19 protein-coding genes and 5 pseudogenes are annotated in these 21,843 nt (G+C 49.3%); 16 read left to right on the forward strand and 8 right to left on the reverse strand.

Features of this window, described 5'->3' with window-relative positions:
- Window positions 1-16 precede the first annotated feature (16 nt).
- Window positions 17-238 (forward strand): hypothetical protein, encoded by a 222-nt coding sequence (locus tag ABDK09_16520; GenBank protein ID XAW88661.1) that lies wholly within the window; start codon window positions 17-19, stop codon window positions 236-238.
- Window positions 239-696: 458 nt separating this feature from the next.
- Here ABDK09_16520 and ABDK09_16525 read toward each other — a convergent pair.
- A pseudogene (locus tag ABDK09_16525) lies at window positions 697-946 on the reverse strand (DUF1289 domain-containing protein).
- Window positions 947-1,108: 162 nt separating this feature from the next.
- Here ABDK09_16525 and ABDK09_16530 point away from each other — a divergent pair.
- The 5 genes from ABDK09_16530 (at window position 1,109) to ABDK09_16550 (ending at window position 6,012) form a co-directional block, all read left to right on the forward strand.
- Entirely contained in the window at window positions 1,109-1,552 is a 444-nt protein-coding gene (locus tag ABDK09_16530) for an META domain-containing protein (protein ID XAW88662.1), read from the forward strand.
- 352 nt (window positions 1,553-1,904) lie between these two features.
- On the forward strand, window positions 1,905-3,059 hold the full coding sequence (locus tag ABDK09_16535; GenBank protein ID XAW88663.1) for an ABC transporter substrate-binding protein: 1,155 nt from the start codon (window positions 1,905-1,907) through the stop codon (window positions 3,057-3,059).
- A gap of 13 nt (window positions 3,060-3,072) precedes the next feature.
- On the forward strand, window positions 3,073-4,755 hold the full coding sequence (locus tag ABDK09_16540) for a thiamine ABC transporter permease (protein XAW88664.1): 1,683 nt from the start codon (window positions 3,073-3,075) through the stop codon (window positions 4,753-4,755).
- Window positions 4,752-5,399: an ATP-binding cassette domain-containing protein gene (locus tag ABDK09_16545; GenBank protein ID XAW88665.1), complete on the forward strand. Its 648-nt coding sequence runs from the start codon at window positions 4,752-4,754 to the stop codon at window positions 5,397-5,399. The genes ABDK09_16540 and ABDK09_16545 overlap by 4 nt, the downstream gene beginning before the upstream one ends.
- The gene (locus tag ABDK09_16550; protein XAW88666.1) at window positions 5,392-6,012 is read left to right on the forward strand and encodes a CDP-alcohol phosphatidyltransferase family protein; all 621 of its coding nucleotides are present in this window, start codon (window positions 5,392-5,394) and stop codon (window positions 6,010-6,012) included. Before ABDK09_16545 ends, ABDK09_16550 begins: the two co-directional genes overlap by 8 nt.
- Window positions 6,013-6,090: 78 nt before the next feature.
- Here the strand turns inward: ABDK09_16550 and ABDK09_16555 are convergent.
- Window positions 6,091-6,307: pseudogene (locus tag ABDK09_16555) on the reverse strand (TIGR02450 family Trp-rich protein).
- A gap of 272 nt (window positions 6,308-6,579) precedes the next feature.
- Between ABDK09_16555 and ABDK09_16560 the strand changes: the two are divergent.
- The gene (locus ABDK09_16560; GenBank protein ID XAW88667.1) at window positions 6,580-6,912 is read left to right on the forward strand and encodes a PBPRA1643 family SWIM/SEC-C metal-binding motif protein; all 333 of its coding nucleotides are present in this window, start codon (window positions 6,580-6,582) and stop codon (window positions 6,910-6,912) included.
- 283 nt (window positions 6,913-7,195) lie between these two features.
- On the opposite strand, the gene ABDK09_16565 is transcribed toward ABDK09_16560, so the two are convergent.
- Both ABDK09_16565 and ABDK09_16570 read right to left on the reverse strand, forming a co-directional pair.
- Entirely contained in the window at window positions 7,196-7,648 is a 453-nt protein-coding gene (locus ABDK09_16565) for a GNAT family N-acetyltransferase (GenBank protein ID XAW88668.1), read from the reverse strand.
- A 101-nt stretch (window positions 7,649-7,749) separates the two neighbouring features.
- The gene (locus tag ABDK09_16570) at window positions 7,750-8,646 is read right to left on the reverse strand and encodes a LysR family transcriptional regulator (GenBank protein XAW88669.1); all 897 of its coding nucleotides are present in this window, start codon (window positions 8,644-8,646) and stop codon (window positions 7,750-7,752) included.
- Between the two features lie 102 nt (window positions 8,647-8,748).
- Here ABDK09_16570 and ABDK09_16575 point away from each other — a divergent pair, with 102 nt between their 5' ends.
- The 5 genes and pseudogenes from ABDK09_16575 (at window position 8,749) to ABDK09_16595 (ending at window position 14,889) form a co-directional block, all read left to right on the forward strand.
- The gene (locus ABDK09_16575; protein ID XAW88670.1) at window positions 8,749-9,390 is read left to right on the forward strand and encodes a glutathione S-transferase; all 642 of its coding nucleotides are present in this window, start codon (window positions 8,749-8,751) and stop codon (window positions 9,388-9,390) included.
- Between the two features lie 341 nt (window positions 9,391-9,731).
- Entirely contained in the window at window positions 9,732-10,466 is a 735-nt protein-coding gene (locus ABDK09_16580) for an ABC transporter ATP-binding protein (GenBank protein XAW88671.1), read from the forward strand.
- Window positions 10,453-12,943, forward strand: a pseudogene (locus tag ABDK09_16585) (FtsX-like permease family protein). Before ABDK09_16580 ends, ABDK09_16585 begins: the two are co-directional and overlap by 14 nt.
- On the forward strand, window positions 12,940-14,052 hold the full coding sequence (locus ABDK09_16590; GenBank protein ID XAW88672.1) for a lipocalin-like domain-containing protein: 1,113 nt from the start codon (window positions 12,940-12,942) through the stop codon (window positions 14,050-14,052). The pseudogene ABDK09_16585 and the gene ABDK09_16590 overlap by 4 nt, the downstream one beginning before the upstream one ends.
- Before the next feature lie 165 nt (window positions 14,053-14,217).
- The gene (locus ABDK09_16595; GenBank protein ID XAW88673.1) at window positions 14,218-14,889 is read left to right on the forward strand and encodes a flavin reductase family protein; all 672 of its coding nucleotides are present in this window, start codon (window positions 14,218-14,220) and stop codon (window positions 14,887-14,889) included.
- 29 nt (window positions 14,890-14,918) lie between these two features.
- Here ABDK09_16595 and ABDK09_16600 read toward each other — a convergent pair whose 3' ends face one another.
- The 4 genes and pseudogenes from ABDK09_16600 to ABDK09_16615 all read right to left on the reverse strand — a co-directional run bounded on the left by ABDK09_16600 (window position 14,919) and on the right by ABDK09_16615 (window position 18,357).
- A complete protein-coding gene (locus ABDK09_16600) occupies window positions 14,919-16,181 on the reverse strand; it encodes an acetyl-CoA C-acyltransferase (GenBank protein XAW88674.1) in 1,263 nt (420 codons plus the stop codon).
- A gap of 8 nt (window positions 16,182-16,189) precedes the next feature.
- A complete protein-coding gene (locus ABDK09_16605; protein ID XAW88675.1) occupies window positions 16,190-16,897 on the reverse strand; it encodes a 3-oxoacid CoA-transferase subunit B in 708 nt (235 codons plus the stop codon).
- Window positions 16,891-17,602 (reverse strand): annotated as a pseudogene (locus ABDK09_16610) (3-oxoacid CoA-transferase subunit A). The gene ABDK09_16605 and the pseudogene ABDK09_16610 overlap by 7 nt, the downstream one beginning before the upstream one ends.
- A 32-nt stretch (window positions 17,603-17,634) precedes the next feature.
- Window positions 17,635-18,357 (reverse strand): SDR family oxidoreductase, encoded by a 723-nt coding sequence (locus ABDK09_16615; protein ID XAW88676.1) that lies wholly within the window; start codon window positions 18,355-18,357, stop codon window positions 17,635-17,637.
- A 434-nt stretch (window positions 18,358-18,791) separates the two neighbouring features.
- Here ABDK09_16615 and ABDK09_16620 point away from each other — a divergent pair, with 434 nt between their 5' ends.
- The 4 genes and pseudogenes from ABDK09_16620 to ABDK09_16635 all read left to right on the forward strand — a co-directional run bounded on the left by ABDK09_16620 (window position 18,792) and on the right by ABDK09_16635 (window position 21,833).
- The gene (locus ABDK09_16620) at window positions 18,792-19,778 is read left to right on the forward strand and encodes a tripartite tricarboxylate transporter substrate binding protein (GenBank protein ID XAW88677.1); all 987 of its coding nucleotides are present in this window, start codon (window positions 18,792-18,794) and stop codon (window positions 19,776-19,778) included.
- Window positions 19,779-19,826: 48 nt separating this feature from the next.
- Entirely contained in the window at window positions 19,827-20,333 is a 507-nt protein-coding gene (locus ABDK09_16625) for a tripartite tricarboxylate transporter TctB family protein (protein ID XAW88678.1), read from the forward strand.
- 80 nt (window positions 20,334-20,413) lie between these two features.
- Window positions 20,414-20,533, forward strand: a pseudogene (locus ABDK09_16630) (tripartite tricarboxylate transporter permease).
- Window positions 20,534-20,648: 115 nt separating this feature from the next.
- Window positions 20,649-21,833: a tripartite tricarboxylate transporter permease gene (locus ABDK09_16635; protein ID XAW90766.1), complete on the forward strand. Its 1,185-nt coding sequence runs from the start codon at window positions 20,649-20,651 to the stop codon at window positions 21,831-21,833.
- Window positions 21,834-21,843 lie beyond the last annotated feature (10 nt).

A 21,843-nucleotide genomic window follows, 5' to 3' on the forward strand; every position in this document is an offset into this window, starting at 1 on the left:
AACGGAGGTCCCTAAAATGAAACGTGCCAACCCAAGCTACCGTCTTCAGCTCATTAAAGAAGTCGCCTTACGAAAGCAATCCTCTACTCTCGATCCGATGGCGAACTACATACGAACGTTACTTTCTAAAAAATCCGACAGCAAATCCCAAAAAGAATCCACTCGAAGTTTCAGCGGCGCACACTTTGATGAGCATGCCGGTGGCTGGGTCAGTGATCGCTGGCAACTCAATAAATAATAAAAGCCCGACAGCAACGAACAGAATGTCACTTAGGCTAGTGTCAACATTAGCCTAAGTGTGGAATAACAATAAATTAAGTATCTATACCCAAACAACTTGGAGTTGCAGGTAGGCGGCAAATGAGTGAATCCCCATGAGCATAGAGACACTATGTGATTGGGGTGAACGAATGCAGCCAACACCGCTGCAGCTTCAAGTAGGAAGGGGATAAAAATAATAGCGTCCTAGCGAACCTCTTACTTAGCAGCCTTAAGCTTTAGCCAATAGCGGTAACGAACAGAAAAAAGCAGGCGCTTCAAACCATCGTGACCCTATCGCTAATCCGCATCCAGAGTCTTCCTGAACTCGTAATCAAACTCACTGCTTTGTCGACTTCGCGGCTTTATCGACCTCAATGTCTGGGCACCAAGGCAAGATAAAGGGCGGTATACTGTCTGCTTAGCGATCAACGCAGATCAAAACAGCTCTTGCTGCGGGCTGTCTGGTTCATCATTATTTTGCGCGCCCGGTTTTCCGGCCGCCATTTGTCTGCGATAGCGCTGCTGGCACAGCTTAATCACATGCAGTTGTTCTGCGGCAGTCATCTCCAGCCAGCGAAAACGCTCTTCACGTTTGCGCATACAGCCTCGGCAGTAGCCTTTATCATCAAGACTGCATACCCCGACACACGGGCTGGGAAACCTGGAAAAATTCTAGCTGCTCCATAAGCGACGACAATACCCTCTAATCTGCGTGTAACACTCTGTAAAATAGAGATATTCGTTCTATTTTTTGATCGTATTGCATATTAAACTATAACCTTTTACTGACAAAAACAGTGTTTTATTGTCTATACTGTCCGCGTTTTCCACATTTGGAGTGAATATTATGAAGCTTAGTTCAAAATCATTACTTGCAGCAATCACACTGCCCGTCCTGCTCGCAGCGTGTGCAAGCAATGGTGATGATGCGCAAATTAGCCAACAGGATTTGCAACATCATAACTGGCAACTGACCCAAATTGATGGCCAGGCGGTCAAACAAGGTGACCGTCATCAAGTACCGCGCCTGGAAATCGGCGAAAAAATGATGGCCAGCGGCAACGCGGGCTGTAACAACTTTTTCGGTAAAGCTGAGCTGAAAGACAACCGTCTGCGCATTGAAAAAATGGGTATGACGATGAAGATGTGTATCGGCGATATCATGGATACCGAACAGGCGGTTTCCCAGTCTCTGCAAGAGTGGAACGACATCACACTGACCAAAGAGACAATGACGCTGAAAAATGACGTCCACACTCTGACCTTTACCCTGCAAGACTGGAAGCAGTAATCTTCCTGTTTTATTTGGCAGCCGTTGGCTGCCTTTTTATATCCTTGTTTATTCCCTTTCTTATACCCTTGCTACTTGAAACTGCAGCAGTGTTGACAGCAACTTCACCATATTTGGATATCGTGTCATCGCCCAATCATTCCCTTATGTCCTGTTGACGGTCCTGATATCGTGAGCAGTGACGCGAACTATTTCCTTACTAATCAGATCTTTTGCTATTTTTCATTCATAATGAATGAAACTATCCAACCACCCGGTCTGTCTCTGTGTACCCGATGGCACCGGCCCGGTTGATAACGATGACACGAGGTCATTTTGGGCTCGCGTCACTTTCGCATAGCAAAGGACTTCCATGAAAAAACTGCTTACCTTCGTCTGCGCTTGTCTGGTCTCACTCCCCGGCTGGAGCCAATCCTGGCAGGAGATTACCGAACAAGCTCGTGGTCAAACTGTCTATTTCCATGCCTGGGGAGGCAGCCAGGAGATCAACAATTATATCCGCTGGGCCGGGGAACAATTACAGGCACAATACGGAGTTGAGCTGAAACAGGTCAAAGTGAGCGACATTGCTGAAACCGCGACCCGCCTGCTGGCAGAAAAAGCCGCCGGCAAGAATCAGGACGGCAGCGTGGATATGGTCTGGATCAATGGTGAGAACTTTAAGTCAATGAAAAGCAATGGTCTTCTATATGGGCCGCTTGCTGATACCCTGCCAAACTGGCAGTACGTCAATCAGGCACTGCCGGTAGAGACCGACTTTTCAGAGCCGACCAACGGCTTAGAGGCACCCTGGGGTGTCGGCCAACTGGTGTTTATTCACGATGTCAAAACCCTGAATAACCCACCGCAGTCTTTTAAAGAATTGCTTAGTTATGCCAAAGCATTTCCCAACCGTATTACCTACCCGCGTCCGCCTGAGTTTCACGGGACCAGCTTTCTCAAAGCAGCCTTGATTGAACTGACCGATAACGATCAGGCGCTAAGCCAACCCGTTGATGAGCAGACTTTTCAGACCGTAACCGCACCGCTGTGGCACTATCTGGATCAGTTACATCCTCTGGCGTGGCGTGCGGGCAAACAGTTTCCCAATGGCTCGGCACAAATGATGCAGCTATTGGACGACGGACAGATTGACCTTGCGATCACTTTCAACCCGAACGCCGTTTACTCAGCTCAGGTGTCCGGTAAACTGGCGCCGACCACCCGCAGCTACGCGATGGAAGCCGGTGCGTTAACCAACATTCATTTCCTCGCCATTCCATGGAATGCCAAAGCCAAACCCGGTGCTCTGGTGGCAATCAACTTCTTGCTCAGCCCGCAGGCTCAGTCGCTCAAAGGTGATATCAATACCTGGGGCGACCCGTCGGTGCTGCAAGCGTCGGCATTAAGCGGCAGCGCCGCCAAAACACAGTTGTTCAAAGCCATTGCTGAGCCTCATCCTAGCTGGCAGACCGCGCTGGAAGCAGAGTGGCAAGAAACGCTACGGCAGCCGTCAGTAAGCCGTTAGTGTTAGCGTCGTAATGCGAGCTGCTTATTATCTGTTGCTGACCCTGTGTCTGCTGCCTCTGGTTCCGGGGGCAGCGGGTATGTTGCTGTCTGCTTTCAGCTACATACCGGTACTCGGGGCAGACCACTTCTCGCTCGCGGCCTTTAGCGCAGTGTGGCAATGGCACGGCATTGGCTACTCACTGCTGCTCTCCGTTAGCTCTGCGCTGCTCAGCAGCTATCTGGCGCTGCTGCTCTGTTTTGCGATTGTGCAAACCTTGTGGCACAGCCGGTTCTGGCATAGGGTTGAAAATCTGCTGGCAGGTTTACTGGCTTTTCCCCACGTTGCTTTTGCGATCGGTTTCGCTTTCCTGTTTGCGCCGAGCGGCATGCTGGCACGCATAATTACATCCCTACTGGCCGATGAAGGCGCTCACCCCATCGGTGTCTGGCTGGTTCAGGACAGTTATGCGCTTGGGCTTAGCGTCGCGCTGGCCTTAAAAGAAACCCCTTTCCTTTTGATGATGAGTATACCCGTCCTGCAGCAACTGAATGTTCGTAACCAGCTCAAAGTCGGTGCCGCACTCGGGTATGCGCCGCACCAGACCTGGAGTAAGGTGCTGTTCCCGCAGTGGCTGAGAGCCATGCGCTTTGCTCTGTTTGCCGTGATCGCCTATTCGGTTTCTGTGGTCGATGTCAGCCTGATCCTTGGCCCCAACACACCGCCGACTTTTGCCGTCTTGGTCTGGCAATGGTTTAACGATCCTGACCTTAAGCAATTGCCGCGCGCGGCAGCGGGCGCTGTCGTGCTGCTTATGACTGCCGGTATGATGTTGTTTGCGGTCGTCATGATTGAAAAAATCGTGCTGCAGGCATACCGCCGCTGGCAATGGTCAGGGCGCAGCGGATTCGCTCTGCCGGGGCGTTTGTGTCTGTGGCTGGTTGCTGGTATCGCCATCGCACTGGTGCCTGTGATGCTGGTGTGGAGTGTTGCCCAGCGCTGGCGCTTTCCGGATCTGTGGCCAAGTCAGTTCAGTCTGCGTTTCTGGCTCAGTGAATGGCCGACGATGCTGCCGACCCTGTGGCAGAGCATCTGGATTGCTCTGCTCAGCGGCAGCCTGGCTCTGCTCGCGGCCATAGTGGCGCACGAGTACCGCATCGGTCACAAACGGACATTACCGCTGTGGCTGATGGTGCTGCCGATGCTGGTGCCGCAAATTTCCCTGCTACTGGGGATTCAGGTCACCACCTTATGGGTTGCCGCAGAGCGCTATTACTTGTGGGTGGTCTGGTCGCACTGGCTGTTTGCCATGCCGCTGGTTTATCTGGCGCTGGATGGGCCCTGGCGCAGCTACAATGCCGGCTATACCCGCGTCGGGCTGAGTCTCGGTAAAAGTCCGTGGCAGCTGTTCTGGCGGATCAAAGCACCTTTGTTACTGCCGGCGATTTTGTATGCCTGGGCGGTCGGGATCAGCGTCAGCCTGGCGCAATATCTGCCGACGTTGATGCTGGGAGGCGGCCGTATCGCCACCATTACCACCGAAGCGGTCGCCCTGTCGAGCGGCTTTGACCGTCGGGTGATGGCAATTTATGCGCTTTGGCAGGCACTGCTGCCTTTTATATTCTTTACTCTGGCGGTACTTTTAAGCCGCATGCAGACGCGCCGACGACGCACTTTTTCTGCGCCGCAGATTGCAACCACAAGTGAAAAACCATGACCTTCTCAATTCAAAAACTCACGCTCAATGGTCCGGACGGTTCTCCTCTGCTGCGCGACTTCAGCCTGACCATTCAACCCGGTGAAGTGGTCTCTTTAATGGGGCCAAGCGGCTGTGGCAAGTCGACGTTGCTGAGTGTGATTGCCGGCCATCTGAGTGACGATTTCCGCTATCAGGGCAGACTGCAGCTGAATAAGGTGATGCTCAATGCTCTGCCGGCCCACCAGCGACAGGTCGGTATGCTGTTTCAGGACGATTTACTGTTTCCCCATCTCAATATCTGGCAGAATCTGGCATTTGCTTTACCCGATGCCATCAAAGGCAAACAGCGCAGGCAACAGGCGCTGCAGGCCCTGGAAGATATTCAGCTCAGCGCCATTGCTGATGCCTTTCCGGAGCAGATTTCCGGAGGGCAACGCGCACGCGTCAGCCTGACCCGCATGCTGCTCGCCAAGCCTGCCATCGCTTTGCTGGATGAACCGTTTAATAAACTCGATAAAGCCCTGCGCGGTCAGTTTCGCGACTGGGTGTTTACCCGCTTACAACAGGCAGCCATCCCGACCCTGATGGTGACACACGACGAGGAAGATGCGCCGCAGGACGGCCGCATTATCCAATGGCCTACGGAGAATTCTCATGCTTGACCGCCACCTAATCCCTTTGATCCGCTGGCCACTAAACCAGTCCGCCAGCCTGCTGGATAAAATCAGCATTACCGCCAATCAGGTCACCTTGTTCGGCTTTCTGCTTGGCTGCCTGGCATTTCCGGCTCTGGTACTGGAACAATATCTGCTTGCTTTGCTGCTGATTATACTCAACCGTGTGTGTGACGGACTCGATGGCGCTCTGGCCAGAATGCAGGGGCTGACCGACGCAGGTGGCTTTCTCGATATCAGTCTCGATTTCCTGTTCTACTCACTGATCCCGTTTGGCTTCGTCGTCGCCAATCCGGAACACAACGCCATCGCCGGCGCTTTTTTGATCTTTTCTTTTATCGGTACCGGTTGCAGCTTTCTCGCTTTTGCGGTCATGGCCGGTAAACGCGGCATTCAGAATCCGGTCTACCAGCATAAATCGTTGTACTACATGAGTGGCCTGACTGAAGGCACGGAAACCATCGCCACATTAGTGCTGTTCTGCCTGTTTCCGGCTCACTTTGCGCTCATCGCCTACCTGTTTGGCGCTGCCTGCTGGTTTACCACCGCGACGCGTATTTACTCCGGTTACCACACCTTGCGAGCTGCAGAGCAGGAATAACGTTTAATGGTTTATGGTTCCTGCGCGGTAATGCGCAGCAACCCATATTCGGTGATCACAATCTTCGTTAAACACTTGCTACTTCCAGCCCTGTAACCATTTGGCCTGGTTCTTCAGTTTCCTGCCAGTCGATCGGGTATTCATTCTTCGACATAACCGCTTCTATCTTGCATAACGTCACTGCGCCCTCTTCATCAAACTCCATTTCTGAGATCAGAAAATGTTTCTCGCGATTGACAGGTTTGACGGCAGTCCATTTGCTATTCAGCAATTTGGCGGGATTGATGCGGTTCATTTTGGCTCCGTAGTAAAAAAGGAAATATTCGTAATGTGATGGTTTTACGAAGATTTTGTCGGTTCAGTTCAACCTGAATGCATTTGGCTGTCCTGAATTGTTACCTGCTCGTTGGCGTTTCTCGTTGACGCTGCAACATGCTCTGGGTCGGAAATGACTTTGGCGTTTATTATGCCGGCGCCAATGCGCATCGCAGGAACTTCTTTATCAATTGCAATAAGCCCGTATAATCGCGGCCAAATTACACCCCATCCATCATCAGTGAGTTGCAAATGTCCAAACTATTTTTCAAAGGTCGAATCGATGCTCGGCAAAATCACGTCATTTCAGGCTACAACGTGAAACGTGACGTAAAAGCAGGCACTGAAGAAGCTCCGCTCAATCTTGTCGTCCCAACCGAGGCCCGTAAAGCAGAAATTGAAGCACTACTTTCTGAGCACTCAATCGTGGCTCATATTGTCGTCGACGCAAACCAAGCAGAGAACACCGTCGAGCTTGATACGCTGTTAAACAAGCCGAAAACAATTACCTACGACAAAACACCAAACCGTAATGAACCATGTATTTGCGGAATTGGCAAAAAGTACAAAAAATGCTGTGCTTAAGCACCCGATAATTACAGAAAAGCCGTCGTCATGACGGTTTTTCTGTCAATGGGGCCACACAAATTCCATAGTAAATAGCTCACTGAGGTAAAGCGAAATGAGCCAACGAGGATTGAACTGACTGTCACCTAATTTGGAATGTCGTTAAGCACGATATGAATGCTCGGAAAGTGTGGTTTAAACTGAGCAATATAACTTGGGGTAAGGCATAAGAAGATATTCCAAAACCTATTTTTGGAAAGCGTGTCGCTCCCTCAGCGACCCGATGAGTTAAAGCCTGAAATTAAGCAGTCTTTTTAAAGTACGTTTTATAACGAGTGTTCTCTAAATACCCCAAATCTTCGTAGAGCGACTGGGCCACTTTATTATCAAGCGAAGTTTCTAACTCTATACCTTTTGAATCAGTCTTTACTGCATAAATTTCAGCGAACTCCATTAGACCACGGCCCAATCCTAAACCTCTTGCTTCGCTTGTAACATACAGGTCATTCAGCACCCAGTAATGGTTTAACGAAATTGAGCTAAAACCCTGATATAAAGTAACAAAGCCCAATAGTTTCTCATCATTTAATGCGATTAAAAAAACACCTTTCCCGTCTGATATTCTTGATGAAATCCACTTTGACGATTCATCTTCGTTAGCATGGTTATCTAGACTGACAGAAAGTTGTCGATAGGCATGAAAAAGCTTGGACAATTGTACAACGTCTTCAAGTGTTGCTTCGCGATATTCCATTATTTCCTCGATAGTTACTATTTGATATTCAAGCGTTCAACCGTTTTTCAAAGCAACGCTGAACAGGACAAAATTCAGCACTCCATCGGTACCTACTGCGTTCAATCCTGTGCACCAAGCTTATCAATCACAAAATCTAAAAAGACTTTCACCCGTTCAGGTTGATAAGAGCCGCCACGGTAGAGAGCATTCAACGGATATTTGAGCGGCATAAAACCGATATCAAGTTTTTGCAAAAGCCCCTTTTTGACATAAGGTGCAGCGAGAATATCGGGTTGATAGCTCGCCCCGACGCCTGAGAGCGTCAGCTGACGAATAAGCCTTGGGCTATTGCTTTTGAAAACAGCGAGCACGGCTAGACTATTACCAGCATTTTTCGGATGCAAAGTATCAGCCACCACCGGCCAGCGAGCGGTGGAGTGAAGATTGCTATCGATAAGGCAAGGCAGTTGTTTTAATTCCGGCTCATGACGGTACTGTTTCGCTAAATCAGGCGCGGCATACACTGAACTTTGGAGTGACATTACCTTACGGTATCTTAAGTTGGAATCTTCAAGTTCACAGGCACGAAAGGCGATGTCTATGCCTTGTTCCACTAAATCCAGTTTTTGGTTGGTAACGATGATATCAATCTGAATATTCGGATAGCGAACGTAAAACTCAGGGATAATTGGACTTAACATTTCTTCCGCAAAACTTTGGGAAGCCGTAACGCGTATATGACCCGAAGCCTCTTGATTATTTGAGTGGAGCTGATGATATAGCTGGTCAAACTTATCCAGAACCTGTTGTGCTTGAAGGTAGTAATCTTGGCCTGCCTGATTCACTGAAAGCTTACGAGTAGTACGGTGAAAAAGTTTGACGCCAAGTTGCTCTTCGACGCGGTTAACGTACTTGGACGTCAGCGATTTAGATATTCCTAACCGTTCTGAAGCTGCGGTAAATGAACCCGTTTCTATTACTGCCACAACTGTTCTCATACCATCGATAGTGTCCATAAATTATCAACATACTGGAAATTATCATTCCATGTTAGCGGGGTTTTTCTTCTTCGCAAGTTGTTCTTAAATAACGAACAGACAAATAGTTAGGAGAAAACAATGCTAAAACTATACTGGCACCCTATCTCAGGGCACGCACACCGCGTGCACATGCTGTTAAGTATCCTCGAATTGGATTTTGAGCTCATTACCGTCGATCTGCCGGCTGGGGAACATCAACGGCCGGAGTTTTTGGCACTTAATCCGTTTGGTCAAATCCCAGTTTTAGTCGATGGTGAAACCATCATTTCAGATTCGAACGCAATATTGGTTTATCTCGCTACCGTTTACGATAAGGAAAAGCAATGGTTACCGGAGGTGCCTCTGGTACGTGCAAGTATCGAGCAGTTTCTTTCTCTGGCAGCTCATCGGCTGGCGGGCTCAATAGCCAAACTACGCGCAGCAAACTTATTTAATCGCAGCATAGACAGTGAACCGTTAACTGCAGAAGCTTATAAGCTACTTGTTCAACTCCAGAACTACCAAAACGGCCGCCAATGGTTGGTCGGTACACAGCCCACGATTGCGGACTTAGCCCTGTACAGCTATATCAAATTGGCACCAGAAGGCGGCATAGATTTAACTGACTACCCTGCTATCAAAGCTTGGCTTAAACGAGTAGAAGATCTACCTGGCTTCGTACCTATTCGACTCTCGAATGTCGGACTGCGGCAGGAAGTGATAAACAGTGATGTCCGTTAGACTCATCGCTATCACCGCGCTTACCTCTGGTAACGCTTACTGAAGCGTTACCAGAGTTATAAACCCATATTGAAACTTCACTGGCATTGATTGCAAGTGAGGATTGCTAGTGAGGTTTTGCTCTAACCAACAACAGGACAAAACGGTTTAAAGCCGTGCTCTCAAGTGTTGCTGTAATCCTCCGTCATTGAAGGGCACCTCACTGATACTCGACCTGCCAGAGGCTAATATTTCTTACGCCAACAACTGACAACAAAACAGGACCTCCGTTTGTTGTCTAAAATCTTACAGATACACAACCACCAAAACACACAGCGCCCATGACAATTCAGGGAGAGGCAATGGAACACCCAGTTGTCACACTTACACAAGCCAGTAAAAGCTTTGTCGATGGTAAAGAGACACATCGCGTTCTGGAACAGGTCGATTTCTCCCTGACGCGCGCGGCAAGTGTCGCGTTAACCGGGGCCAGTGGCAGTGGGAAAAGTACCCTGCTCAATGTGATTGCGGGCTTTGAGCAGCTGACTAAGGGCGAGCTGTGGTTAGACGGAGAGAACACCGCCACCTGGAAAGATGCTCAATGGGGCCGCTTTCGTTATCAAAAGCTTGGCGTCATCTTCCAGCAATTTAATCTGTTAACGCCTCTCAACGTTCAGCAAAATATCGCCTTTCCGCTGCAGTTAAACCAGCGCAAATGGGATGCGTGGTGTGACTATCTGGTGGACACACTGGGTATCCGTCCCCTGCTTGAACGGCATGTCTCTGCCCTTTCCGGCGGTCAGCAGCAACGCGTGGCGATAGCCCGGGCTTTAGCCCACCAACCCAAACTGTTACTGGCTGACGAACCAACCGGCAACCTGGATCAAAAAGCCGGTTCAGAAGTGATGAGGCTGATCAGCGAGCTCACCACACAGGGCAACACCGCGGTACTTTTGGTCACTCACAACCCGGAATGTGCCGGATTTATGCAGACTCACTTATGCCTGAACAATGGGCGCTTAAACAATGGACAGCTGACTTCTGCACAGCAAAGCTCTATGCACCAGAATAACGGCCAGCCGCATGAAACCGACTAAGCTTGCGCATATTCAACTCACCCTGAGGTTATTTGCGGCGCATTACCGGCAGGCGCCCTTGCAAGCGGCGGCGATTCTGATTGGTATCGTGCTGGCGGTCACCTTGTTTGTCGCGGTGCAGGCCATCAACCTCAATGCTAAACGCAGCTATGCACAATCGACCGAACAGCTGAGTGCACAAGCTCAAACTCTGATTATTCCGCCCGCAGGTCAGCGCTATTTATCCGAATCGCTCTACTTTTCACTACGGCAACAAGGGTTGAGCGCTTCACTGCCAGTGATTGAGGGCAAAGTCAGGGATGCGCAAGGCCGTCGTTGGTCTGTACAGGGCAGCGATCTGATTGCCGCGCTCTCTTCGGGTTTCTCGTTACTCTGCTGATTCTGAGCACGGGCCACCGATCTCGCTGTTTGATAGTACCCTGCCTCTGACTGAACTCTTAGCGGGTGAGCCGATAGTGATGATGAGTCAGTCCCAACACAAAACGCTGGGCTCAGCCCCGCTGATGACTCTGGATAGCATCCAAACCAAGGTTGTGGTGGTGCCCGATGAATGGCAACTGGGCAGCCGCATGTTGATGGATATCAGTTTCGCCCAGCGGTTACTGAATAAACCGGGGCAACTGAGCTATATCGCTGTCTTTGAGTCAGGCAATAAGGCGCGTTCCAACTGGCACAATCTGGTCGGCGAACAAGGACAATGGATTACCAATACTCAAAGTACTGACCTTAGCGCGCTGACCGAAAGTTTCCACCTCAATCTCACAGCAATGAGTTTGCTGGCATTTTTAGTCGGTCTGTTCATCGCCTACAACGGTGTGAAGTACAGCTTGCTTAAACGCAACCGGCTGTTAGTACAAATCCAGCAATCCGGCATTACAGCGCGGTTGGTGTTGTCCGCTTTGTTAGTGGAACTGACTGCGCTGGTGACAGCCGGTGCGTCACTGGGGTTTATATTAGGTATGCAACTGAGCCACTGGCTGCACCCCACGGTCGCCTTAACGCTTGAGCAGCTTTACGGGGCCACCCTGCTGCCCGGGATCTGGCGCTGGCAATGGTGGGCTCAGGCGCTGCTGCTGACTTGGGCCGCAACGCTGCTGGCGTGCTGGCAGCACTTTAAACAGCGGGTTCAGCAGCCGCTCGCTTCCCACAGCGGATTGTATCAGGCGCCGCAAAGGGCGAATGAACGTCAGCTGTTTATCATTGGTGCTCTGCTCACGCTGTTCGCTCTGGCCGGGTTATGGGTAAGTGACCATCATCGTTTCACCATGGCCTGGCTTGGCGTGTTGGTGCTCTCCATCCCCTTTTACCTGCCGCATACGCTCGGCGCGCTCGCACGCTGGAGTAAACGGCGCACGAGATCGGGCCTGATACACTATCTGTTTGCCGAACTGCTTGAACTGATCGCGCCACTCTCACTCGCCATGATGGCACTGCTGCTGGCGGTCACCGCCAATATCGGCATGAATACCTTGGTCGGCAGCTTCGAATCCACTTTAAAGCAATGGCTTAACCAACGGCTGCATGCCGATATTTATGTCAGCCCTTCACAGGCGAATATGGCCAGCGTCGAGCACGCGCTTGAACGCTTCAGCAACATTGAGCAAGTCTATAAACAGTATTATGTGGACGACAACCTGCAAGGTTTGCCGATCTCGCTTGGCACCAAAGACAGAGACACTTTACAACAAACCATGGTGTTTAAATCTCATGTTAGCGATTTTTGGCCGCGCTTCTACCAAGGAAAGTTGGCCGCGATCAGTGAACCCACCGCGGTAAAACTTAATTTAGCCCTTGGCAGCCCGCTTAAACTTAACGCGCTGCCCAATAAGACACTGCACGTCGGCGCGATCTTTTTCGACTACGGCGCCCCCAAAGGTGAAATATTGATCGCGCCCGGATTATGGCGCGAGAGTGGCTTTACAGACTTACCCACCAGCCTCGGCATCAAAGTCTCCGGCGACCCACAAGCGATGTATCAGCAGTTGCAACAGCAACTCAATCTGAGTACTGGCCAGCTCTACGATCAAGCGACAATCAAATCCACCGCTCTGGATATTTTCACGCAAACTTTTGCCATCACACGTGCGCTGAACAGCGTGACCTTACTGGTGGCCGTGATTGGGCTGTTCAGCGCCTGCTTTATGCTACTCGATGCGCGTAAAGCCGCCATCGCAAGGTTGTATGCGCTCGGCGTGCATCGTCGCAAGCTGATGGCACTGGTAGTTGGGCAAATCACCGTCCTCGTCTGCTTTACGCTGGTTATCGCTCTGCCGTTGGGGGCACTGGTCGGCTATATACTGACAGATGTGGTGACCTTGCGCGCCTTTGGCTGGAGTTTAACTTACCAGTGGAGCTGGAGTGACGCGCTGAGTATCGCGCTCATCACCATCGTTGTAGCGGTAACCGCAACCCTGATTCCGCTGTGGCGCTTAGTCAGCAAACCCGTGATGTCCAGCCTGCAAAGTGAGGTGTTATGAGAAATCCGATAGTGAGCAATCTTATCCTCGCACTGGGCTGTTTTTCCCTTATCGGCTGTGAAGAGCCGCAACCTAACCGCGTCGATCTGTTGCTCGGTGGCAATGAACCACAAACGGCGCAGCAGCCGTTCACACAGGTGGTGCAAGGCGTGCCTCTCTCCTTCCCTGCCGATCACCGCGCGCATCGCGACTTTCGCCATGAATGGTGGTATTTAACCGCCAACCTCACCGATGAGCAGGGTAATCCGCTTGGTTTGCAGTGGACTCAATTCCGTTTTGCTTCTGCACCCCAAAACCATGCCTCCGATAGCCGCGAAACGGGCTGGCAAAGCCGGCAAATCTATATGGCGCACAGCGCGGTCACGACGCAAGAACAACACTACGCCGATGAAAAGTGGTCGCGGGACAAGGCTCAGCTTGCCGGGGTCGATGACTCACCCTTTCGGGTCTATCTCGATGATTGGCAATGGACATCAGCGAGCGATGACCTATTTCCTGCCACCTTAATCACCCGCTCGAAGCAATTTGGTTACTCGCTCACCCTCACCAGCGAAGCCCCTTATCAAAAACAAGGCGAGCAAGGCTACAGCACCAAAAGTGCTGATGGTCAGGTCGCTTCCTACTATTACAGTCAGCCCTTTATTGATGTGCAAGGAGAAGTCACCATCGACGGCAAGACATTGCGTGTCTCAGGCAAAGGATGGATAGACCGGGAGTGGAGCTCGCAATATTTACACGACTCACAGCAAGGGTGGGACTGGTTCGCACTCAGGTTAAGTGATGACATCAGCTTAGTGGTGTTCCAGATGCGCGATGCGAAAACCGGCCAGGCCAGTTATGCACATGCCCGGCTGATGAATAAAAACGGCGCAGGAACCGCGGTCGAACAAAAAGATATTCGCTTAGAGGCCATTAAGCAGACCGAAATTGACGCAACGCGTTACCCGACACAGTGGCAGTTGTCGATTCCACGTCACCAAATACAACTCACCATTAGCGCGCTCAATCCAAACGCCCAAATGCCACTGTCTGTCCCTTACTGGGAGGGGCCGGTAACCATTGAAGGCACTCATTCCGGCACGGGGTATATGGAGCTTACCGGCTACTGAATCCGTACTGCTAGGTGATACCAACCCATCAATTAACCTATGATTGATCTTATTTTCAACCAGTTACGTATCACGGTCACGAAGCCAGCCTACGGCTAACAAGGCTTGATTTCGACCGGGCAGCGCCACATTTGCCTATCACCTTGACTTAAAACGGAACCAAACATGCAGAACAAGACATTGAACAGTCAGCAAATCGCCGAGATGGAAAGTCGTTATCGCGCAAGATTAATCAGCAGTCTAAGCGGCTTTAAAAGTGCCAATCTGGTGGGTACGGTTGATGTTGACGGAAACACTAACCTGGCGATTGTCAGCTCAGTGACGCATATCGGTTCTAACCCGCCGTTGATCAGTTTTATCAGCAGTCCGAAATCTGTCGAACGCCACACGCTGGAAAATATTTTGCAGACTGGGGTGTTTAGTTTGAATTCGGTGCAAGCAGACTTCGCTCCCCTTGCCCACCAAACCTCAGCACGCTATCCAAAGCAACAAAGTGAATTTCAGGCTGTTGGATTAACCCCGCAATTTGAGGACGGCTTTGCCGCACCTTTTGTGCAAGAGAGCCAGGTCAAGATCGCCTTGAAGCTGGTTGAGCACCACACCATCAAGGCCAACAACACCGAGATGGTGATCGGTCAGGTTGAGCAAATTCACCTGCCCCAAGAGATCATCATGCCGGACGGCTATCTTGATATTGAATCAATCGATTGGGTAACCATCAGCGGCCTGGATAGTTACCACACCACGCAACGACAGTTCCGCCTGCAATACGCCAAACCCGACAAGCCGTTACTGCCCCTTTCAGTTTCTGGTAAGAAAAGCGCGTATCCTGAGTGAATGACGAGAAAATATGGGGCCGTTAGATTTTAGTAGGGATAAAACTGCACCGTTATGGCAGCTTTTATCCAATCACAGGGCAATATCAGTCGCAGCGTTTCCAGCACACATGCGATGCCCTGACCAATACCGATACACATTGAGACCAACGCATAGCGTTTGCCGGTCTGCTCCAATTGGCGCATCGCGGTGAGGAGAAGACGCGCTCCCGATGCACCCAGCGGATGGCCAACCGCAATGGCACCGCCATTCGGGTTCACTCGCTCGTCGTCAAACGCGAGGTTAAGCTTTTGTAAACACCCCAAAACCTGTACAGCAAACGCTTCATTCAGTTCGATGATGTCCATATCGTCGATCGACAGGCCAGCCCGTTGCAAGGCTTTTTGTGCGGCCGGTGCCGCGCCCAGCCCCATAACTCTCGGCTCGACACCGGCGATAGCCGCACCAATGACTTTCGCCCGCGCTTTCAGCCCCAACGCTTCGCCTTTTGCCCGGTCACCCAATAGCAGAGCCGCCGCACCATCATTGATCCCTGAAGCATTGCCTGCCGTGACGGTTCCGCCCGGAGTCAGGGGTTGCAGCGCACTCAGCTTGTCCAACTGGGTGTTGAGACGCGGATGCTCATCCTGATCCGCCACGGAATACGGGCATTTTCGCTGGTTGGTTTTAACCTGAGTCGCCAAAATTTCACCGTTAAAGAAGCCACGTTCCAAAGCTTGTTGATAGTTAAACTGCGAGCGGTAAGCAAACTGGTCCGCTGCTTGTTTGGATATCGCACAGTCGGTCGCAATGTTTTCAGCAGTCTGCACCAAAGAGTCGTTGCCAATTTTGTCGAGCAGCGCTTTATTGGCAAATCGCCAGCCAATCGCTGAATCTTCAAATTTAGGCACACTGGAAAACGGTGACTCAGCCTTCGCCATCACCAATGGTGCCCGGCTCATACTTTCAACACCACCGGCAATAAAGAAGTCCCCTTCATTGTTACTGGCCATGCGATACGCATCCAACACCGCAGCAACCCCCGAGCCACATAAACGATTCACGGTCATGCCACCGGTGGTGATGTTTAAGTCAGCCAGCAGCGCCGCATTCCGCGCGATATTGCGAGAGTCTTCTCCCGCCTGATTGGTATCGCCGATAATCACATCTTCAATGTGATCCTTTACAGCCGGTGATTTGTCTATGAGATGCTTAATGCATTGGGCCAGCAGATCGTCCGGGCGGGTATACGCTAATACACCGCCTTGTTTACCAAATGGCGTACGAATTCCATCAAAGATTGTAATGTCCATATTTCATCCTATAGCTCAGGGGTAAAAAGGGTCTTCACCCCTTCTTCAGGTAACAGCAAAGGAGCACCGGTAAACTGCTGAAGCTGCTCAACACTGAGTCCTTCCACAATTTCGCGTACAATAAATCCGTTCACGCTGGTATCAATGACCGCCAGATTGGTATAGATGCGGGTGATCACCCCAATTCCTGTCAGCGGATAGCTGCATTGCGCGACTAATTTTGGTTGCCCGTCACGGGTCACATGCTCGGTCAGTACTCCGATGTTTTTGACACCCGCCACTAGGTCCATCGCGCCGCCAACGGCAGGAATGGCGTTCGGGTCATTGGTGATCCAGTTAGCGAGGTCACCACGGGCTGAAACCTGCATTGCACCTAAGAAGCAACGGTTAATATGCCCGCCACGCATCATGGCAAAACTGTCTGCCTGATTAAAAAACGAGCACCCAGGTATCATCGATACCGGACGTTTACCAGCATTGATCAGCTCGGGGTCACACGCTTCTTCTTCCGGCGTCGGACCAAATCCGAGTATGCCGTTCTCAGTGTGGTAACAGACTGTTTTGCCTTTCTCAACAAATTCGGCGACCTTTTCCGGGATGCCGATGCCCAAGTTGACATAAGACCCATCTTCAATATCCTGGGCTGCGCGCCAGGCCATCTGGTTGCGGGTGAGCCCTAACGAAGACAGTTGCTGTACGGATAATTGCTCTACCATGGGTAACGTCTCCCTTGACGAATGAGTTCACTTTCTTGCAATGGCTGTGTCACTTCAACCAGTGTATTGACGAATAATTGGGGAGTAACCACAGCTTCAGGGTCAATGCCGCCCGGCTCGACGATTTGACGTGCCTGTACGATGGTCTTTTTCGCCGCCGTGCACATCATGGGGTTAAAATTGCGTGCCGTTTTGTTGTAGGTCAGGTTGCCCAAACTGTCGGCACGCTCTGCTTTAATTAGCGCGACATCTGCCGTGAGTGAGCGTTCAAGTAAGTAGGGAATGCCGTCAAAGTATTTCTCTTCTTTACCTTCTGCCAGTGGCGTCCCCACCCCTGTTGGGGTATAAAAGCCTGGGATCCCCGCACCACCACAGCGAATTCGTTCCGCTAAAGTGCCTTGAGGAACAATGTCCAGCTCAATCTCACCAGCAAGATACCTTTCGGTAAAAGCAATCGAATTGGATGATCTCGGGAAAGAGCACACCATCTTTTTGACCTGTCCGGCATGAATCAATGCGGCAAGTCCGATATAGCCATTCCCGGCATTGTTGGAGATAATCGTCAGCTCTTTCGCACCATGATCCACCAGAGCGTGGATGAGTTTCGATAGGGCTCCCGGCCTCGCCAAAACCACCAATAAAAATGGAGTCACCATCTTTAATGGATGCAATGGCTTCAGCAACATTATTTACGACTTTATTCATTCGCCTACTTCCTTATATCCGCTGATTCATCGTTAACTTGCCAAACCCACGGTAATACCGCCGCATACAAATAGAGTCTGGCCGGTAATAAAGTGGCTTTTCTCATCAAGGAAAAACTGAATGGCGTGAGACACATCCTCCACACTGCCCATCTTTCTTGCCGGTACTGATGAAATGATTTTTTCGTATTGTGGTGAGTCTTTGGGGTTATTTTCCCAGAAGGCCGTGGTCGCAATCGGTCCCGGTGCGACACAATTGACCGTGATACCAAAAGGCGCCAGTTCCAGTGCCCAAGTGCGGCTCATCGCGGTTAGTGCCCCTTTTGTGGCTGAATAACAAGTACGCAGTTCTTTGCCCAGAATCACCCGGCTGGTGGTGGTGACAATACGGCCAAATCCCTGTTGTTTCATCGCTGGTACCAGTGCCTGTGTCGATAACAGTGCTGCGCGAGCATTGATATTCATTAAAAGATGAAAGTCTTCAATATCCACATCATCCAGCAGAGCGGGTTTGACGATACCAACGTTATTGACCAGATTCAGAGGATTATGTGTCTCAACGATTTGTTGCAGAACACGCTTACTTTCATCGAGTTGGTTAAAATCAACTCGGTAGAAAAAATCCACATCGTTGACCTCTTCAGGATCATTGATATCCGCCACAATCGTGGTGTATCCCAGTTGTTTTAGCGCATGAGTTATAGACCCGCCAATATTGCGGGCCCCACCTGTAATCAGCACTGTATTTTTGTTCATAACCCCTCCAAAGTTCGTATATCGCACTTATTATTCGATATATGAACAAATTAACATTGAGTTAATAAAACACCAACGTTAAAGATCACAAATTTGAAGTAAAAGTATGAACATCTAAGTCAAATAGATAGCTATATTATTGATAAAAAAAGATAAAATATAATTTCATTGAATGCAGTAATACGTACATTGCCATACAGCATTGCAGCATCTCAGCAACATACTCTGTGGAGTAACTGACGGGTAACAGCTTACGATACGAAATTAATGTGAATAAAATCACACAAAATCTCTAATCAACCGCGTAATTGTTAATCTATCTAACACTTTACTTTCGTCGCCGTTGATTAAATAACCATAGTCACATATTTTTACATATCGCACACATTGTACGATATGCGAACATTAGAAAGATAACGAACAAGGACGATCCTATGAAGAAACTACTGACCTTACTTTCTGCAACGTCAGTACTAGTAGCAGGTTTGATACCTCTCAGTGCTCATGCAAAAGACGAATGGCCGTCGAAAAACATCACATTAGTGGTTCCGTTTGCGGCCGGAGGATCAACCGATATTCTGTCACGACGCGTGGCCGAACTTTTACAAAAAGAGGTGGGGCAACCAGTTGTGGTAGAAAACAGACCCGGTGCAGGTTCAACCATAGCGACCGGTCAGTTGGCTCGTGAGCGTAAAGATGTGGATTACCGTATCATCATGGCTTCTCCGGGTCACACCATTAATGCCTCGATTTATAAATCGCTGCCTTATGATCCGGTCGATAACTTCCGCTTCCTGGTCAACATGGTAAAAATTCCCAATGTGATGGTGGTTCCGGCAAGCAGCCCTTACCACAATGTAGGCGAGTTCATCAAAGCCGCAGAATCGAAACAAATGTCGTTCAGTTCATCAGGTATCGGCAGCTCCATCCACATGTCCGGCGAACTGTTTAAGTACCAGACGCACCTTGATAAAATGGTTCACGTGCCTTACCGTGGGAGTGGCGAAGCTTTACCAGCCTTACTTGCCGGTGATGTCGATGTCACTTTCGAAAACCTGCCAACGGTTAACAGCCTGATCAAATCAGGACAGGTGCGTGCCCTGGCTGTCACCACAGAGCAACGTTCGTCCTACTTAGAGGATGTCCCGACCCTGAACGAAGTGGGGGGCGAATACGGCCTGAAAGACTTCTCTACTTCCGCATGGTTTGGTGTGATTGCTAATAAAAATATGTCCGATGAGGCATACAACAAGTTGACCGCTGCACTGGAACGTGTCAAAGAAACCCCGGAATTTAAAGTATTTCTGCCAAATATTGGTGCAGAATCAGCACCGGAAGAAAAAGAAGTATTTCGAGATTTCATTGCAAAAGATATTCGCCAATGGGCAGAGTTAGTTAAAGTTATCGGTTTAGCCAAATAAAAGAAAAGAGAGGGGAAACCCTCTCCTTATTTATGAGATAGTAATGCCATGGATAAATCAATTGCACAATCAATGAAACCATCAAGAAGGATTAATACTGATACTGTCATCGGTTTGATCAGCATTCTAGTAGGATGTTGTATCTATTTTTATATCAATCCAAATTTTATAGACACACCCAGTCGGGTCAAGAATCCCTTATTGTCACCGGATTTCATGCCGAACATTATCGCAATATTTCTGATGGCTTTCGGATTCGGGTTGGCCGCACATTCATTCAAAAGAAACCACGTTATACAGATAGACTTTCAATTTGACCATGAGAATAACTGGCAAAAAAAACTACTGTTAGTCATAGCCTTAATCATTTATTCATTTGCGTTTGAAACCTTAGGTGCACTTTATTCAGCCATAATTACAACAGCAATTCTTTTCTTTGCCGGGGGGATAAGAAATATAAAGGTATATCTGTTGGCCATTATCATCCCTCTGTTAGTGTGCTTATTTTTTGAACACATTATTAATGTACCATTACCTATGTCTATTTGGTCATAATTGTAGAGAGTAGCGAGAGGTCACTCATGGATCAAATCACTGAAGTATTAGCGTTATTCCTGAGCGTTAATAACCTATTAATGATTACCTTCGGGGTATTATTTGGCGTATTAATTGGTGCAATTCCGGGACTAACCGCAACCATGGCCATTGCACTGGCACTACCGTTTACCTTTTCGATGGAACCGATTACGGCGATCTTGTTATTGGTCGGCATTTATAAAGGTGGTATGTATGGCGGCTCGATTACAGCCGTGCTGATTAGAAACGCCCGGTTCACCAGCCGCCGCCTGTACCTTACTGGATGGTTATCCTCTGGCTCAACGAGGCCAGGCGAACAAAGCACTGCAAATGTCTTTGTATGCTTCTTGTATCGCCGACTTTATTTCCAACCTGTCACTACTCTTCTTTGCTGGCCTGTTGGCAAAGATAGCATTAAACTTTGGTGCCCCCGAGTACTTTTGGCTGATCTGCTTTTCATTGACGATTATAGTATCCATCTCCGGTGATTCGGTGTTAAAAGGATTGATCTCGGCGGGGTTGGGATTGCTCATTGCCCTGGTCGGTATGGATCAGGTTTATGGCACTCCACGCTTAACTTTTGACAACTACAATCTATTGGATGGTATCAGCTTCGTTCCACTGTTGATCGGCTTATTCGCCATTCCTGAAGTAATCAGTTTTTATTTCAACAAAATTAAACCGTTTATCAAGTCAGAGAATTCAGGTGAGCCGGTCACCTTAGATGAATTTAAACGCAGTTTTAAAAGCATTATACGTGGCAGTATCATTGGTGTGATTGTAGGTGCCATTCCAGGTACCGGTGCGACGGTAGCATCGTTTATTTCTTACTCTGAAGCCAAACGGACATCCCCAAATAAAGCCAAATTTGGTCATGGTGAAATTGAAGGGGTTGCGGCAGCCGAATCTGGTAATAATGCGGTTGCAGGTGCCACATTAATCCCATTGTTGTCTCTTGGTATACCCGGTGATGTGATCACCGCCATCATTCTGGGTGCATTTATGATTCATGGATTAACGCCTGGCCCTGTTTTATTCCAAGAGAATATCACGCTGATATATGCACTATTCTGCGGTATCATGCTAAGTTCGATTGTATTGTTTGTTTCCGGCATTCTTTCGATTAAATATTTATCAAAAATTGCCGATATTCCAAAAAATTTATTATTCCCGGTAGTATTGATGCTATGTATTTATGGCGCTTACGCGGTCAATAACAATCCTTTCGACATTATTGTCATGCTGTGTTTTGGTTTACTCGGCTACCTGTTTAATCAGTTTAAAATAGCCACGGCACCGTTCCTAATTGCTTATGTACTTGGTCCGATGTTAGAAGATAACTTACGTCGTAGCTTGCTGCTTGGTGATAACAGTATGGATATCTTCTTCAGAAGTCCAATTACCTGGATATTCATTACTCTGACCATCATTTCTGTAGGCTTTGCAGTGTTCCGTGCTTTCAGGCACCAGAAACTTTAGCCAAGCAACG

The sequence above is a fragment of the Vibrio sp. CDRSL-10 TSBA genome (genome assembly GCA_039696685.1).
In the GTDB taxonomy this organism is placed as follows: domain Bacteria; phylum Pseudomonadota; class Gammaproteobacteria; order Enterobacterales; family Vibrionaceae; genus Vibrio.